Source organism: Cloacibacterium sp. Arc13, from assembly GCF_041431305.1.
Classification (GTDB): domain Bacteria; phylum Bacteroidota; class Bacteroidia; order Flavobacteriales; family Weeksellaceae; genus Cloacibacterium; species Cloacibacterium caeni_B.
This window is the reverse complement of the sequence record NZ_JASMRM010000001.1, coordinates 100,304-116,520: the sequence shown is the minus strand read 5'-3', so window position 1 is coordinate 116,520 and position 16,217 is coordinate 100,304. Positions and strand designations below refer to the sequence as shown.

Sequence of the window (16,217 nt, the reverse complement as noted above, 5' to 3'; positions counted from 1 at the left end):
GGGTTCTTAGCTCAGTTGGTTCAGAGCATCTGGTTTACACCCAGAGGGTCGGGGGTTCGAATCCCTCAGGACCCACAGAAGTAGAAATCTCACAGAAATGTGAGATTTTTTTTGTTTAAAATATTTCTCAAAAGTTAAAAATCTATAAAAATTTCGTAATTGTTTTTAATTTGTTATTTTTGTATTAACAAAACACAAATGAAAACTATCCTTTTAACTGTATTCCTCTTAGCAGGAAGTATGCTCTTTGGTCAACAAAACGAAGAGTTTAGACTTATCAAGCAACATTTTGATCGTCAAGAAAATCTATTGAAAATTGAGTTTGCCAAGAAGTATAATGATGCTTTTACGGCTCAAGAAAAAGAAACCGTCAAAAAAGATTTTACAGAATTTATGCTCAAATTAGACAGTATAAGAAATACTGCGTATCTTGGTGCATTAATAAGAGTGAAAAATGTAGAAGAACTTGAATATTTAAAAGGTCAATCTTCTTCTAATGCTAAAGCTTGTCACACAGAAATAGACGAAGCGCCAGAATTCCCCAACGGAATAGATGCTTTGAGAGAAAAGGTAGCTTCTTTATTTTATTCAAAAGGAATTGAATATTGTAAAAATGAACTCAATACCACCGTGAGTTTTGTGGTAGATGAAAATGGTTCAATTACAGATATCAAAGCAGAAGGTGAAAACATAAGTTTTAATAAACAAGCAGAAATTGCCATGTATCTTATTTCAGAAAAATTTACTAAGCCTGCTCTTCAAAAAGGAAATGCTGTAAAATATGCTTTCAGAATGCCTTTGAGTATTAAATTCGAATAATTTTTATGCTAAAAATCTTTTTCTTTCTTCTTTTTTCTTGTGGGATAAATGCTCAACAATTAGAATCTTTAAAAATTCTAAAAATAAAGCATGACAGCATAGAAACTCAACTAAAACTAAAGTACCAGGAAGAAATTAAAGGAAAATCTGAGTCTGAAATCAGCGAAATTTATTACCAAAATCTACTTAGCAGAAGCAAAAATAACAGAGAACGTTTAGACCATTATTTTTCTGCCGTTCAAACGTTTTTAGAAACTCAAAAATTGATTGGCCCAAGTCAAGAAGCAGCCCAACAAGAAATTCCTGATAAAACAGCGAATTATTCTCAAGGTTTTCCCGCTCTATATAAAGAAGTGCATGATTTTATCAAAAATCGATATCAAGATAGATTAGATGATTATTTTACCAAATCTGCTAAAATCCATTTCATTGTTCAAAATGACCATTCACTTTACATAGAAAAAGTTGAAGGTACGGAGAAAGAATTTAACGATTTAGCTTTGCTGGCATTTTTAATGACCACTGGAAAATGGGAAAGTGCTTTTCAGAGAGGTAGTAATGTAAAATCCAAATTTGTCTTGCCTGTAAAATTTGTAGTAGAAGAGTAATGTTTACACCAGAATATTTCATGAAACAGGCTTTGCAAGAAGCCAAAATTGCCATAGAAAAAGACGAAGTTCCTATTGGTTGCGTCATTGTTTTCAAAGATAGAATCATTGCGAGAGGTCATAATCTTACAGAACAATTAAATGACGTGACTGCGCATGCAGAAATGCAGGCAATTACTTCTGCTGCTAATTTTTTGGGTGGAAAATATTTAAAAGATTGTACCCTATATGTTACGCTAGAACCTTGCATAATGTGTGCGGGAGCTCTAACTTGGTCACAAATTTCTAAAGTAGTCATTGGTGCGAGAGATGAAAAACGAGGTTTCATCAATCAAAACGTGAAACTTCATCCTAAAACAGAAATTGTTTCGGGAATTTTAGAAAATGAATGCTCAGAAATCGTGAAAAATTTCTTTAAAAATAAAAGATAATTTTTGGGCAGCTTTTCCGCCTTCCGTTCCCGCTTTTTTACTTCACTGCGTTTCGTAAAAAGAGCTTCACTCAAGTCGGGCTGCGAGATTTCGTCTAAAAAATACAGTTTTCCTCAAAAGAAAATTCTACAGATTTTTGAAATTATTTGTCTTTCCCTAAGAAATAAAGACCTTTTAAAGTGTGTAATTTATCGGCGATGTCTATTTTATTGGTCAAAGGTTGATAAACATGAGAAACGCCACCTGTTGCAATCACGAAACATTTATCGTTTACTTCTTCGTTTATACGGTCGATAAAACCTTCTACCATTCCTAGGAATCCATAAACCATCCCCGAAGTCATACAAGAAACGGTGTCATGTCCTAAAACAGATTTTGGTTTAGTGAGCTCTATTTCAGGAAGTTGTGCGGTTTGTTTCACCAAAGAATTAAGAGAAGTGATAATTCCTGGAGCGATGATTACGCCCAAAACTTCTCCATCTTCGGCTACACAACTTGCAGTAAGCGCAGTTCCGAAATCTAAAATAATTTTCTTTTTGTTGGGATAGAGAAAATGAGCCGCCACTAAATTGGCAAAAATATCAGTTCCCATTTGATTAGACTTGTGATGAATAGGAGAGTGCGTTTTTCTATCTACCACTATGGCTTCTATTCCGTGAATTTTATACAAAGCACTGCTGATAATGTGTGTAAGCTGAGGTACCACAGAACCAATAATGATTTTATCTACTTTTTCTATATCTACATTGTACGTTTGATACAGCATAGAAAATTGGGCGAAAAGTTCGTCTCGGGTTCCGTAAGGTTTGGTGTTAATAATCCAAGAAACATCACATTTACCATCAATAAAATGGCCAAATCTAATATTGGTGTTGCCAATGTTTATTACAATGCTCGTCATTGATTTTTAAAAGAAAAATTAGAGCCGAAAGTTAAGCATTTTCTGCATAAAAAAAGTTGAGAAATTTCTCAACTTTTATTTCACTTCTAAAAAATTATTTTCGGGGTTTACATCTGCCAATCTTTGAGAGAAATCTATTCCTAAAATTTGTAAATCAGATTTTTTGTAAGGAATGGTCAAAGTGTATTCTTTGGTAGTCCAGTTCCAATAGTTTAAGGTTTGGAAATCTCCAAAATAATCTTTGGTTTTAGGAGTTCTCATCATATTCAGCGGAATGTGATAGTTCACCGTTTTTTTGTCTTTGGTAAAAATGCTAAAATCAATTGGCATAGGAACTTCACCGTTGTTTACTAGGGTAATTGTAGTAGAATCATCATTGTATTTTACATCTTTTATCGCGTAATCTATGGTTTTGGTCGTGTTAATCCAATAATGATGGAACCATTTTAAATCCATGCCAGAAATTTGTTGAGCAATGTGGAGAAAATCTCGATCTGTAGGATGTTTAAGGTTCCAGTCTTGGTAATATTTTTTCAAAATTTTAGATAAATTTTCTTCGCCCACAATGTATCCTAATTCTACTAAGAACAATTCGCCTTTAGTGTAAGAAGCTACGGTATAAGCTGTTCCGTTATCGTGATGGTCTGCTAACCAAACTGCTGGTTCTTCTTTGCCAGATTTTACAAATCTTACATAGGACTGAATTGCATTGTAAAAAGGATTTGGCATATCATCTTTAGGGAAAAGTGCATTCATCACGAAATCTTCTGCATAACTGGTAAAACCTTCATCTAACCAAGGTTTTGTGCTTTCATTGGTGGCAAGCATTTGCTGATACCAAGAGTGCGCTCCTTCGTGAATCATTAATCCTAATAAATTTTCTAAACTTCTTGCTTCGCCTAGAATCATGGTACACATTCCGTATTCCATTCCGCCATCTCCGCCTTGTATAAAGCTATAAGTAGGGTAAACGTATCTGCCAAAAGTGGCATTCATTAATTGGAAAAATTTGGTAATGTAAGGTTGTGCTTCGCTCCAGAATTGTGTTTTTTCAGATTTTTGGTAGACAAAATTCACTTTTGGTCCATCTGGAACGATGAAGGTTTCTACAGAATAGTCTTTATCTGCAGCCCAAGCAAAATCTAAAATATTTTTTGCGGTAAAACGCCAAGTTGCCTTGTCGTTTTTATCTGTTTTTATCGTAGGATTTTCGGTGTAGCCTTTTACTTCTGTAGGATTTTCCAAAACGCCACCTGCGCCAATTACGTAATTTTTATCAATCTTTATGGTTACATCAAAATTAGAAAAAGGAGCGTGAAATTCTCTGCCTACATAATCAAAAGTTGCCCAACCATCATAATCATATTCTGCTAGTTTTGGGAACCATTGCGTCATGGTCATATCTACGCCTTCTCTGTTATTTCTGCCACTTCTACGGATTTGTTTAGGAACTACAGAATCCCAATCCATCGTAAAAGTGGTGGTAGAGTTTGGTTTTATTTTTTCGTTGAGGTAAACCTTCATAATGGTTTCTTGAACTTCAAATTTTAGAAGTTTTCCGTTTTGTTTAATCCAGTTTACGGTTTGTGAACCTTCTTCGTTTTTAGGAATAGAAGCTAATTTAGAATTTCCGAATTCAGTTAATCTACCATCTGCATTTTTTCCTTGGTTTTGCACTCTTTGATCCATCAAAGAATTGGGTTTAAAAGCATTCCAATACAAGTGAAAGTACACTACTGAAAGTTCATCAGGAGAATTATTGGTATATTTTATTTCTTGGTTACCGTGATAAGAAAAATTAGCAGCATCTACATCGATTTCCATTTTGTAAGAAGCTTCTTGTTGATAGTAAGCTTGTTGTTGTGCTGTAATTAATCCTACGATTAAAGAAAATATAGCAACGAGTCTATTCTTCATATCATAAATTTTTTCAAATATAAATCAAATTTTAGACTGCTATATTAAATAAAAATCCTTCCAAAAGCAAAGTTTGGAAGGATTTTATTAAAAGTTTATGATTTTTACTTCTTTGTCTTGTTTTTAGCAGAAGATTGTAAAATCTTTTCTAAAATTCTTAACGTGATTAAATAAGTAGGTTTTACACCCGTTAATCCTAATCCGCCAGAAGAAAGTGTAGAACCTGTTTCTAATGGGTTATCAGAAGCGTAATACGCATACATTACAAATAAATCTTCTGAAATGTGTTTTCTGATTTTAGAAGCTACTTGAATCGCTTTTTGATAATGTGCTCCTTCCATTTCTAGACCGATTGATTTCCAAGAAGTAGTCATGAAATAGGTTAAAATATCTTTATTCTGAAGAGAAGTTCCTAGAACAGTAATCATGCTTCCTTCGAAAGCTCTTAATTCTTCATCTTGGAAATCTTCTAATTTCAAAGCGTTTTCAAATGGATAATTATCTGCAGTTCCTTCGAAAATGTGAGAAGTAGGAATCATAATATCTCCTTTTTCACCGGTAAGAATTCCAGCTTTACCCATGATAGAAACAGATTTTACATTCATGGTGTACACATTTCCTTCGTATTCGAATGGTCTTAACAACTCATCCATCACTTCATAAGCTTGTTCACCAAAAGCATAATCAAAGACCATTAAAACATCATCTCCTTTGTAACCAGAATTAGCAAATGGAGAGTTTTTAAGGTCTACTTTTGATAAATCAATCAACTGTACATCTATGTTACTACCAGAATTATCATCTATGTAAATCATTTCTTTAGAAATAGCATATTCCAGAACTTTGTCTCTAAGTTCCTTTTTGTTAGAAATTTCTTCGTAAAGTGAATAATCTACATCTTTAGTATTCTTTTTCTTCAATGCGTCATTGGCAAAAAGCATGTTTTTCACCGAATGCATATTGGCGGAAATAATATGTAAAGGTCTGTTTAATAAATTGTTATCTCCTAGAACTTGTTTTACGTGATTTGCCCATTTTTCACCGAAATAGTGGTGACCAACTCTTTCTTTTAGAATAGCACTGAAATGAATTTCTCTTTCTCTCACTTGTTTCAAGTCGTCAAAACTTACTTTTCCTAAGTGATAAATGATTTTGAATAATCTATCAGGATTGTTGTCTTCGCCGAAATTATTATAAGCATTAAGCGTTTCTTCGAAAGTTCTTCCCAAAAGTGAAGAAAGATGAATAAGGGCTACTTCTTTTTCTTTTCTACTGAATTTTTTCTCACCTTTTGCAACTTGTTCTATAATTTTCCAAGAACGTTTTGGTTCTCCGTCTTCATCAATTAAGAAAGCAATATTTCTTATTTTGTCTGCTTCTATATATAAGAAAGTAAGGTGAGTTAGAATATCATAAATTTCTGAACGACCGAGTAGAACTTCTATGTTCATTTGGTGTTCATCTATTCTATAGCAGTTTCTTCTACGTTTTTTAGGAACTATAGGTTCAAAACTTCCTTTGTCAAAGCCTTCGTCTGAAGTAAGGTGAATAAATGCGCATTCTTCTATGCCTTCTGGTAATCTGTCTAATACATATAATAAACCATCTAATTCTACTTTATTAGGAACATTCATGGTTCCGTAGATTTCTGGATTGATGATTTTTAGAAGGCTTCTAATGCTATCACCCGAAACTCCTGAAGGTTTAAAAAATCCTCTGTAAAACAAATGTCTCATAGAGACATAAATTCTTTCGATTGCTTCTGTTGTTTCTCTTGCTCTAGAATTTGCCATATATATTTTGTTTTTAAAAAAGTCTACAAAGATACAACTTTTATTTTTAATTAAAGACATGAACGCTTATTTGCGTTGATTTTGAGTGATTTAAGTTTTTTTTTGGACAAAGAGATTTTGTTTCTCTAAGGTATGAATAAAAGGATAAGCTAAGATTAATTTTACATTAAAATAGATTTAAGTTATCGGTTTTATTGATTTGCTATTCAAAAATCTATGTAAAATTTACAAATACCCTTAAAATTTTAGGGGTGTTTTAAAAAAGTTTCGATTTTTTACTTAAATTTGCTGAAAATTTTAACACCTATATGTCAACATTAAGATTTAAAGCGTTAGAAACGCTTCCTTTTAAAAACTTTAGAAAAGATAATCATGTAGAAGTTCCTGCAAAATTATCAGAATTGTATTGCGAAAATGTTTTCTCTGAAGAAACCATGAGAGAATATTTAACCAAAGAAGCATTTCAGTCTATCTTAGATGCTATAAGAAAAGGAACAAAAATCCAAAGACATATTGCAGATCAGGTTGCTGTAGCAATGAAAGATTGGGCTTTGTCTAAAGGAGTGACTCACTACACTCACTGGTTTCAGCCATTAACAGGAGCTACTGCAGAAAAGCACGATTCATTTTTTACTCCAATTGAAGGTGGAAGAGCTATCGAAAGATTTAACGGTGGAATGCTCATTCAGCAAGAACCAGACGCTTCTTCTTTCCCGAATGGTGGAATTAGAAATACTTTCGAAGCGAGAGGTTATACAGCTTGGGATCCTACTTCTCCAGCTTTTATTATGGGAACTACACTTTGTATTCCTTCTATTTTTATTTCTTATACTGGTGAAACATTAGATTACAAAGCACCATTATTAAGAGCTTTACATGCTGTAGACGAAGCCGCAACAGAAGTAATGCAATATTTTGACAAAAATGTAACGAAAGTGGTTCCTACTCTAGGTTGGGAACAAGAATACTTTTTAGTTGATTCTGCATTATATCAATCAAGACCAGACTTAGTATTAACTGGTAAAACGTTATTAGGACATTCTCCTGCAAAAGGTCAACAGTTAGATGATCATTATTTCGGTTCTATTCCTACTAGAGTGATGAATTTTATGAAGGAACTAGAAATAGAATGTATGAAATTGGGAATTCCTGTTACAACTAGACATAATGAAGTTGCTCCAAACCAGTTTGAGTTGGCTCCAATGTTTGAAGAAGCAAACGTAGCAGTAGACCACAATTCATTATTAATGGATGTAATGGCAAGAGTAGCTCACAAACATCATTTCCATATTTTATTACATGAAAAACCATTTGCTGGAGTAAACGGAAGTGGAAAACACAATAACTGGTCACTTTCTACAGATACTGGCGAAAATTTACTAAGCCCAGGGAAAAATCCTAAGAAAAACTTACAGTTTTTGACTTTCTTCGTGAATACGATTAAAGCAGTTCATGAATATGCAGACTTATTGAGAGCAAGTATTGCTTCTGCAAGTAATGACCACAGATTAGGAGCAAACGAAGCGCCGCCTGCAATTATTTCTGTTTTCATCGGTTCTCAATTATATAGTGTACTTTCTGAATTAGAAAAAGTGACTAATGGTAAACTTTCTCCAGAAGAAAAGACAGAATTAAAACTAAATGTAGTAGGTAAAATTCCAGAAATTTTATTAGACAATACAGATAGAAACAGAACTTCGCCTTTCGCATTTACAGGAAATAAATTTGAGATTAGAGCAGTAGGTTCTTCTGCAAACTGTGCAGAATCTATGACGGTAATGAATACCATCGCTGCAAAACAATTAAAAGAATTCAAAAAAGAAGTAGATGCTTTAATTGAAAAAGGTCTTAAAAAAGATGAAGCTATTTTCAATGTGTTAAGAGAATACATCAAACAATCGAAAAACATCATGTTCGAAGGTGATGGATATTCTGATGACTGGGCAAAAGAAGCACAGAAAAGAGGTTTATCTAACCTTAAAACTACTCCAGAAGCTTTAGAAAGAGAAATGGACAAAAAATTCGTGAAACTTTACGAAGAAATGGGCGTTTTCTCTCATGTAGAAGTAGAAGCTAGAAACGAAATTAAGTTAGAAAAATATTCTACAGTAATTGATATTGAAGCTAGAGTTTTGGCAGATATCGCAAGAAATCACATCATTCCAGCTGCATTAAACTATCAGAACAGATTAATAGACAATGTAAAAGGATTAAAAGAAATTTTCGGAGATAAAGAATTCAAGGCTTTGGCAAAAGAACAAATGAGTTTAATTACTCAGATTTCTGAAAACGTTTCTATTATTAAGTTAGGAGTAGAAGAGTTGTTAAAAGCGAAAGATAAGGCGAAATCTACTACCAACTCGCAGAAACAGGCAGAAGCCTATTGTAACGAAGTGAAGCCATTGTTTGATAAAATTAGGGAAGCATCAGACGCATTAGAAATGATGGTAGATGATGAGCTTTGGCCACTCACAAAATACAGAGAATTATTATTCACTAGATAATCACACTTCCCTCTCCTTTTCGAGAGGGATTTTTTTTTTAAAAATTAATATGAAAATAGATATCCTAAAAACTGAATCACATCACAAAGATTTCCAAAAATTAGTCTACGAATTAGATCTTTATCTTGCAGAAATAGACGGAGAAGACCATTCTTTTTATGCTCAATATAATAAGCTAGATGCTATAAAAAACTGTATTATTATTTATATAGACAAAGAACCCATTGCTTGTGGTGCTTATAAAAAATATGATGACCAAACCATCGAAGTTAAAAGAATGTTTACCAAAGAACACTATAGAGGAAAAGGATATGCTAAAATGGTTCTATCTCTTCTTGAAAAATGGGCAAAAGAAGAAGGTTACAATTTTTCTGTTTTAGAAACTGGAGTTAAGCAAGTTTCGGCGGTTCATCTTTATGAAAAGTCCGGCTATTCACGTATTCCTAATTATGAACCTTATGAAAATGTAGAAAATAGCATTTGTTTTCTAAAACAGTTAGTGTATTGATTTTAAGAAATTTACATAGTAAATTTAATAATAAAGAATTTCCTTTGTTAAAGTTTACATCATTATAGACTAGCGTTATATAATTTATAGATTTTGACAATATTTTGTTAAAAAGTCTTAAAAAAAAATTCCGCAGGATTTCCAAAATAGGAGCCTCGCGGAAATTTTTTTTTAACATATGAAAGACAAATGTTAAAAAATGTTAAATTTTTTGATTAGCTGACAATTATCAAGTCCTAAAAAACTTGTATGATATACTTTTGTCTTGTCTAAAAAAGAAATCTACACAGATAATCAAATAAATATGAAGAAAAGAGTTTTGCTAAGTTTGGTTGCAATTATTTCCATCTTCTCGTTGCAATCTTGTGTAACAAACTACGTTGTTTCTACACCTACAAAATACAAATCTAGTACCAAACTAGATAAAATAAATACTAGAAATCTAAATTCTGCGAGCAAAAGTTCTTATGATAGCTATAATGCAACTTTTGAAATGGCAAAAAAATCAGAAATGGCTGCTTTGATTACAGGAGCGATTTCTCATGCTAAAACGATTGATGATATTCTAAGTGAAGCGAATACTTATTTAGGAACTCCTTACAGATTTGGTGGTTCTACCAGAAGTGGAATAGATTGTTCAGCATTCGTTTTAAATGTTTATGAAGAAACTACAGGTTTAGAATTGCCAAGAGTTGCCGCAGAACAAGCTGAGCTAGGAGAAAGAGTAGAGAGACAGCAATTGCAAAAAGGAGATTTGGTTTTCTTTGCGCACAACAGGAGAATCTCTCACGTAGGAATAGTACAAGAAGTTACACCAGAAGGAGAAATTAAATTTATTCACGCTGCTACTTCCAGAGGCGTAATGATTTCTTCACTTAACGATTCTTATTGGGGTCCAAAATTTAGATTTGCTAAAAGAATTTTAAAAGAAGATCAAAATATTGCTACAGCAGAAGCAACGAATTAATATAGATTAATTAAATTAAATAGTGATAAAAAACCTCCGCAACTTGTTGCGGAGGTTTTTATTTATACGAGTGAATTCTTATCTGCGTAATTTAATTTAAAGAAAATAGCGGTCATAATAGAGAAAGCTAAAAGAGAACTCCCTCCATAACTGAAATAAGGCAGTGGAATTCCCACTGTAGGAAATAGTCCCATTACCATTCCTAAATTGATGGAAAAGTGCATGAGTAATATTCCAGCAAAACAATAACCGAAAACTCGGTTAAAAGTATTTTTTTGAGTTTCGGCTAAGTAAAATATTCTGCCAATATAAATAGCATAAAATAACACTAAAAGAAAACTTCCGAAGAAACCCCATTCTTCTCCCACTGTACAGAAAATATAGTCTGTTTCTTGTTCAGGAACGAATTTTCCTTGAGTTACCGAACCTTGTTTATAACCTTTTCCCCAAAATCCGCCAGAACCAATTGCCGTTTTAGAATACAATAAGTTATAACCAGAAGTATCTCGGAAAGCTTTTTCACCTTTGTAGAGAACTTCTATTCTTTCTCGCTGATGCTTTGGTAGTTTTTCCATGATTTTTGGAGTTCCAAAACTTATGCCGGCTAAAATTCCTAAGCTTCCGACAATGGTGACTATAGTAGGAACGCTCCAATGAATTTTTTGATAATTAAAGAGTATAAAAATGAGGACTAAACCTACTAAAACTCCAGTAATGTATAAAGGATTAAACGCAATCGACAAAAGAAAAACAGCTGCTAAAACAAATCCTACTATAAATAGCCAACCATTTAATCCTTCTCTGTATAAAGCAATCGCAAATGCGGTAAATACTAATAATGAACCTACATCTGGAATGGATAAAACAACTAAAGCTGGCACTCCAATAATCGCTAAAACCGTCAACTGTGATTTTCTCATTTTCAGATTAAAATCTGGTCCAGAAACGTAATTGGCGAGCATAAGTGCTGTTCCTATTTTTGCAAATTCTACAGGTTGCATGGTAAAACCGCCAAACTTGTACCAGTTTTTTTGACCTAAAATTTCAGTTCCAAAAACATGTAAACCTGCTAATGAAAGGACGCCCAATATGAAAAAAATTCCCGCAAAGTTTTCGAAAAACTTTGTTCTCATGGTGAAAATTACAAGTCCTACCACGAGTGAAATTCCAAAAAATATAAATTGTTTGGTTCCTAATCCTTCATCTACACTATAAATATTTGCTATTGCAAAAAGTGAAATAGCTAAGTATAGAAAAATGCCAAGTTTATCAATTCCTTCTGCCCATTTCATCTTTTACGTTTTATTATTTTTAGTGGTGTCTTTTAATTTTTTTGGATTTTGTGCTGCCTTTTTTTCATTGAGTAATCTTAGGCTGTCTTCTAGTTTTTTCAATTGAATAGGGTCTGGTTTAGGCGCGGTATACCAACCTTTTTTGGTAAGATGATTGATGTACATTCGCTTGTACTCTCCCATGAAACTAGATTTTATCATTCTATCATAAAGATGAGTTCTCTTAATATCTCCCAACAAATATTTTTCGGCGATGATGGTAGAAGCTGGACCTGCCCAAGTTGCACCAAAACCAGCGTGTTCTATTACCGCAACCACTACGATTTTGGGTTTATCAGCAGGTGCTGCCATTACAAAAATAGAGTTATCTCTTCCTCCTGGAACCTGAGCTGTTCCTGTTTTTCCGAGTTGTGTGAATTCTTTAGAAGCAAGTCCTCTAGCTGTTCCGCCAATGAAAACGTCTTTCATTCCTTTTAGAACCACATCAAAATATCTAGGTTCTACTTTGGTTACATGTTTTTTCTTAAATCTTTCGTCTGGATTAGGTTTTCCGTCAATGGATCTTACAATATGTGGCGTAAAATACCAACCTTTATTAACAATAGCTGCAGTAAAATTTGCCATTTGAAGCGGAGTAAGTAGAACGTCTCCTTGTCCCATTCCATTAAAAATAGCAGATTCATACGGATGCCATTTTTCCCCTAATCTTTTGGTGTAAAATTCTCCAGAAGGAATTTTTCCTTTTGCACCAACTGCTAAATCGTTATTCATGAATTCTCCTAAACCGAAGCTATTCATGATTTCTTTCCATTCATCTATGGCTCTATTTCTTCCTTTTGGGCCGTATTTTTCTGTGATTTTATAAAAAACACTAGAAAAATAATTGTTGCAAGATTTTTCTATGGCTTTTTCCATTCCGATAGGCCAAAAAGTTCCACAGTGACAACCGATGGTGTGTCTTCCCATTCTATAACCATGTCTACAAGTAAATTTGGTAGAATCACTGATGACTTTCATCTGATAGCCAGCTAGTGCAGTCAATAGTTTAAAAGGCGAACCTGGAGGATAAGCTGCCTGAACTGAACGGTCATAAGTAGGTTTGTTGTCATAGATGGTGTCGTTTGCCAATCTATAAATATTTCTTTTTTTGTTAGGTCCTGTAAAAAGATTTGGGTCTATGTCTGGACCAGTTGCGAGCGCTAAAATTTCTCCATTATTTGGGTCAAGTGCTACAATTGCGCCATGCTTATTCACGAGCATTTCTTCGGCGATTCTTTGCAAATCATAGTCTATGGTAAGCGTTAAATCTTTACCAGAAACCACTTCTTTATCTAACTCACCGTTTTTATAAGGGCCTACATTTCTAAGTTTAATGTCTTTCTGAATGTAGCGCATTCCTTTTTCACCACGCAATTGTTTTTCGTAGGCACGCTCTATTCCTGTAATCCCAGCAATATCTCCAGGCAAATAATAAAGAGAATCTTTTTTGATGTAATTTTCGTTGACCTGATTGGTGTAACCAAGTAAATTCCCTGAAGTAGAAACTTCATATTTACGTTGAGGTCTTTCTACAATGTTAAAAGCTGGATATTTGAAGATAATTTCTTGAATTCTAGCGATTTCTTCTCTACTCATATCACTTTTGAAAGTCATAGGAGTGAGTTTAGAGTAATATTTTTCTTTTTTAATAGACTCTATTTTTTTGATGAAATCTTTTTTGCTGATTTTTAATAAATTACAAAAACCCAAAGTATCAAAATCTGGCGTCATTTGACTTTGGGTAAAAGAAATTTCATAAGAAGGCTGGTTACCTACTAAAATTTTTCCGTTTCGGTCAAAGATAATTCCACGTTGAGGAATGACATAGTCTATTTTGATAGAAGTATTGGCTGCATTGAGCGCATATCTATCTGTAAGCAACTGTAAATAGACCAATCTTGCCACAAAAATTGCGGCAATGATAAAGAGAAATAAGGTAATTTTATAATAGGCTGTTTTCAAACTTTTTCTTTGATTTTAAATGCTAACGAATAGAGGAGTACAAATATTATAGAAATAACACTGGTTACTAAAATATTAAGTATTACTTCAAAAAACCTGTCGAATTTAAAAAATTCTATACTCTGAACTAATAGTTGATGCACAAAAATACTTGAAAAAATATAAAATAGAAACTGCGACCACTGAAGATTATGGAAAGAAAATACATCCGAAGAGACTTCTGTGGAAGTTTTGAAAATAATGGTTCTAAAATAGGCGATAAGTGTAGTGGCAAATGCATTGATACCCCAAGTTCCTAAAAATGCATCTATAGATAATCCTAAAATAAAACTCGCCGATAGGAAAATATAGAGATTTCTATAAAAAGGATAAAACAAAACAAAAATAATGTAGATGACAGGAGTATATTTACCAGCAATATCTATTCTGTTAAATAAAAATATTTGCAATGTGACTAACATTGCGATTAATAAAACATCTGTAAATAAATTTCTACTGATCATTGTTTATCGTGGCATCAAGAGTATCTTGAATTTGTTTTACTTCTAATTTTTTTAAATTTCTTACAACATAAACTTTGTTAAGTTGTCCCATTTTTTGGCTTAATTCTACAGAAATATCCCAATATCCTGTTTTAGAATCTACTTCGTAACCTGCAACTCTACCAATCATAATTCCTTGTGGGAAAATTGCAGATTTGCCATCTGTAACTACCGTGTCGCCAACTTTTATTGGCACATATTTAGGAATGTCTGATAAATGCATGGTTCTAGAATTTTCGCCTCTCCAAGTAAGCGTCCCGAAAAATCCAGAATCTTTGAGCGAAGCATTAATTCTAATTTTGTTCATACTGAGTACAGATTGTACTAATGCATAATTATTAGTGGTATTGATCACAATTCCTGCAATTCCTTGAGGTGCAATTACACCCATTTTAGGAAAAACGCCATGTCTTTTTCCTCTGTTAATGGTAAAATAATTGTCTTTTCTAATGATAGAATTATTTACTATTTCACCATCTACGAAAGTGTAAATCTGTCCACCACCAATCGTGTCGGTAACTCTTACAAAACTAGGATTTTTAATTTTTTCTTTACCGTATAATTCCTGCATAAGCGTTTTATTCTGAGCAACTAATTCTTCATTAATTTGCTTCAGTTTTAAGTAGCTGGTTCCTTCGTCTATGTAACCAGAAACCCAAGCATTAAACGCGGTAGTTTGTGCTGCAATAAAAGACTGTTGCATTGAGTTTCTACTGAAAATCAATGTTACGGCAATTATTTGTAAAAAAAGAAAGAACAGAAATAATCCGTTCTTGCTAAATAATCTTATCAAAAACCCCATTCTATAACTAGGTTTTTACTTATTTTATAAGGAAGTTAAATTTATCCATGTTTTTAAGAGCTATACCTGTTCCACGAACAACTGCTCTTAATGGATCTTCTGCTACGAAAACTGGTAATCCTGTTTTCTTGTGAAGTCTGTCTGCTAAACCTCTTAATAAAGCACCACCACCAGCTAAATAAATACCTGTTTTGTAAATATCTGCTGCTAATTCTGGCGGAGTAAGAGAAAGCGTTTCCATTACTGCATCTTCTATTCTGATGATAGATTTATCCAGAGCTCTTGCGATTTCTTTATAACCTACCATAATTTCTTTTGGTTTACCAGTAATTAAATCTCTACCTTGTACTGGAATATCTTCTACTTCTACGTCTAAATCTTCTACTGCAGAACCTACTTCTATTTTCACTCTTTCTGCTGTTCTTTCTCCGATGTATAAGTTGTGATGCGTTCTTAGGTAATAAGCAATATCATTCGTGAAAACATCACCTGCAATTTTCACAGATTTATCACAAACAATACCACCAAGAGCCACTACTGCAATTTCTGTAGTACCACCACCTATATCGATAATCATGTTACCTTCAGGTTTTTGTACATCAATTCCTACACCTATTGCTGCAGCCATTGGTTCATAAATTAATCTTACTTCTTTAGCATTAACTTTTTGAGCAGAATCTCTTACCGCTCTTTTTTCTACTTCTGTAATACCAGAAGGAATACAAATTACAATTCTAAGAGAAGGCTGAATTAATTTTCCTTTGATACCAGGAATTTGTTTAATAAATTCCTTAATCATGTGTTCTGATGCAGCAAAATCTGCAATGACACCATCTTTTAGCGGACGAATCGTTTTAATATCTTCGTGCGTTTTTCCTTGCATGTGTTTCGCTTGTTCTCCTACAGCAATTGCCTTTCCAGTTGAACGCTCGATAGCAACGATTGACGGCTGGTCAATCACGATTTTATTATTATGTATGATAAGTGTGTTCGCTGTTCCTAAGTCTATTGCAATTTCTTGCGTGAACATATCAAATAACCCCATTTTCTTCTATAAATTTTTAAGTGACAAAGATATAAATTTCAGAGCATTTAAAAATAATGAAAAACAAAAAATATCGTTAAAATTTTA

14 protein-coding genes and 1 tRNA gene are annotated in these 16,217 nt (G+C 33.3%); 7 read left to right on the top strand and 8 right to left on the bottom strand.

All coding sequences use genetic code 11. The features are described 5' to 3' along the window. The 4 genes from QO190_RS00600 (at position 1) to QO190_RS00585 (ending at position 1,858) form a co-directional block, all read left to right on the top strand. Positions 1–75: transfer RNA gene (locus QO190_RS00600), tRNA-Val, on the top strand. Positions 76–198: 123 nt separating this feature from the next. Continuing rightward, on the top strand, positions 199–819 hold the full coding sequence (locus tag QO190_RS00595) for a hypothetical protein (protein ID WP_371460755.1): 621 nt from the start codon (positions 199–201) through the stop codon (positions 817–819). Positions 820–824: 5 nt separating this feature from the next. Beyond that, positions 825–1,427 (top strand): hypothetical protein, encoded by a 603-nt coding sequence (locus QO190_RS00590; protein WP_371460754.1) that lies wholly within the window; start codon positions 825–827, stop codon positions 1,425–1,427. After that, positions 1,427–1,858 carry a nucleoside deaminase gene (locus tag QO190_RS00585; RefSeq protein ID WP_371460753.1) on the top strand — a complete coding sequence of 144 codons (432 nt, stop codon included), beginning with the start codon at positions 1,427–1,429 and terminating at the stop codon, positions 1,856–1,858. Before QO190_RS00590 ends, QO190_RS00585 begins: the two co-directional genes overlap by 1 nt. 142 nt (positions 1,859–2,000) lie before the next feature. Here QO190_RS00585 and QO190_RS00580 read toward each other — a convergent pair whose 3' ends face one another. The 3 genes from QO190_RS00580 to QO190_RS00570 all read right to left on the bottom strand — a co-directional run bounded on the left by QO190_RS00580 (position 2,001) and on the right by QO190_RS00570 (position 6,469). Beyond that, positions 2,001–2,759 carry a type III pantothenate kinase gene (locus QO190_RS00580; protein WP_371460752.1) on the bottom strand — a complete coding sequence of 253 codons (759 nt, stop codon included), beginning with the start codon at positions 2,757–2,759 and terminating at the stop codon, positions 2,001–2,003. Between the two features lie 75 nt (positions 2,760–2,834). Further along, positions 2,835–4,676 carry a M1 family metallopeptidase gene (locus QO190_RS00575; protein ID WP_371460751.1) on the bottom strand — a complete coding sequence of 614 codons (1,842 nt, stop codon included), beginning with the start codon at positions 4,674–4,676 and terminating at the stop codon, positions 2,835–2,837. A 104-nt stretch (positions 4,677–4,780) separates the two neighbouring features. Continuing rightward, positions 4,781–6,469, bottom strand: a complete 1,689-nt coding sequence (locus QO190_RS00570) for a hypothetical protein (RefSeq protein WP_371460750.1) — start codon at positions 6,467–6,469, stop codon at positions 4,781–4,783. Positions 6,470–6,777: 308 nt separating this feature from the next. On the opposite strand from QO190_RS00570, the gene QO190_RS00565 reads away from it, so the two are divergent. From QO190_RS00565 to QO190_RS00555, 3 genes are all read left to right on the top strand, one after another. Then, a complete protein-coding gene (locus tag QO190_RS00565) occupies positions 6,778–8,973 on the top strand; it encodes a glutamine synthetase III (RefSeq protein WP_104792967.1) in 2,196 nt (731 codons plus the stop codon). Positions 8,974–9,022: 49 nt separating this feature from the next. After that, the gene (locus tag QO190_RS00560; protein ID WP_371460749.1) at positions 9,023–9,481 is read left to right on the top strand and encodes a GNAT family N-acetyltransferase; all 459 of its coding nucleotides are present in this window, start codon (positions 9,023–9,025) and stop codon (positions 9,479–9,481) included. A 304-nt stretch (positions 9,482–9,785) separates the two neighbouring features. Next, positions 9,786–10,448: a C40 family peptidase gene (locus QO190_RS00555; RefSeq protein WP_213190278.1), complete on the top strand. Its 663-nt coding sequence runs from the start codon at positions 9,786–9,788 to the stop codon at positions 10,446–10,448. 62 nt (positions 10,449–10,510) lie between these two features. Here QO190_RS00555 and rodA read toward each other — a convergent pair whose 3' ends face one another. From rodA to QO190_RS00530, 5 genes are read right to left on the bottom strand one after another with little or no spacing between them, the layout of a single operon-like run. After that, positions 10,511–11,740, bottom strand: a complete 1,230-nt coding sequence (gene rodA, locus QO190_RS00550) for a rod shape-determining protein RodA (protein ID WP_371460748.1) — start codon at positions 11,738–11,740, stop codon at positions 10,511–10,513. Between the two features lie 3 nt (positions 11,741–11,743). Beyond that, positions 11,744–13,741, bottom strand: coding sequence for a peptidoglycan D,D-transpeptidase FtsI family protein (locus QO190_RS00545; protein ID WP_371460747.1), 1,998 nt, complete (start codon positions 13,739–13,741; stop codon positions 11,744–11,746). Further along, entirely contained in the window at positions 13,738–14,244 is a 507-nt protein-coding gene (locus QO190_RS00540) for a rod shape-determining protein MreD (RefSeq protein WP_069797432.1), read from the bottom strand. Before QO190_RS00540 ends, QO190_RS00545 begins: the two co-directional genes overlap by 4 nt. After that, positions 14,234–15,085, bottom strand: a complete 852-nt coding sequence (mreC, locus tag QO190_RS00535) for a rod shape-determining protein MreC (RefSeq protein ID WP_069797430.1) — start codon at positions 15,083–15,085, stop codon at positions 14,234–14,236. The genes QO190_RS00540 and mreC overlap by 11 nt, the downstream gene beginning before the upstream one ends. A gap of 19 nt (positions 15,086–15,104) precedes the next feature. Further along, positions 15,105–16,130, bottom strand: a complete 1,026-nt coding sequence (locus QO190_RS00530) for a rod shape-determining protein (protein ID WP_213197195.1) — start codon at positions 16,128–16,130, stop codon at positions 15,105–15,107. Positions 16,131–16,217 lie beyond the last annotated feature (87 nt).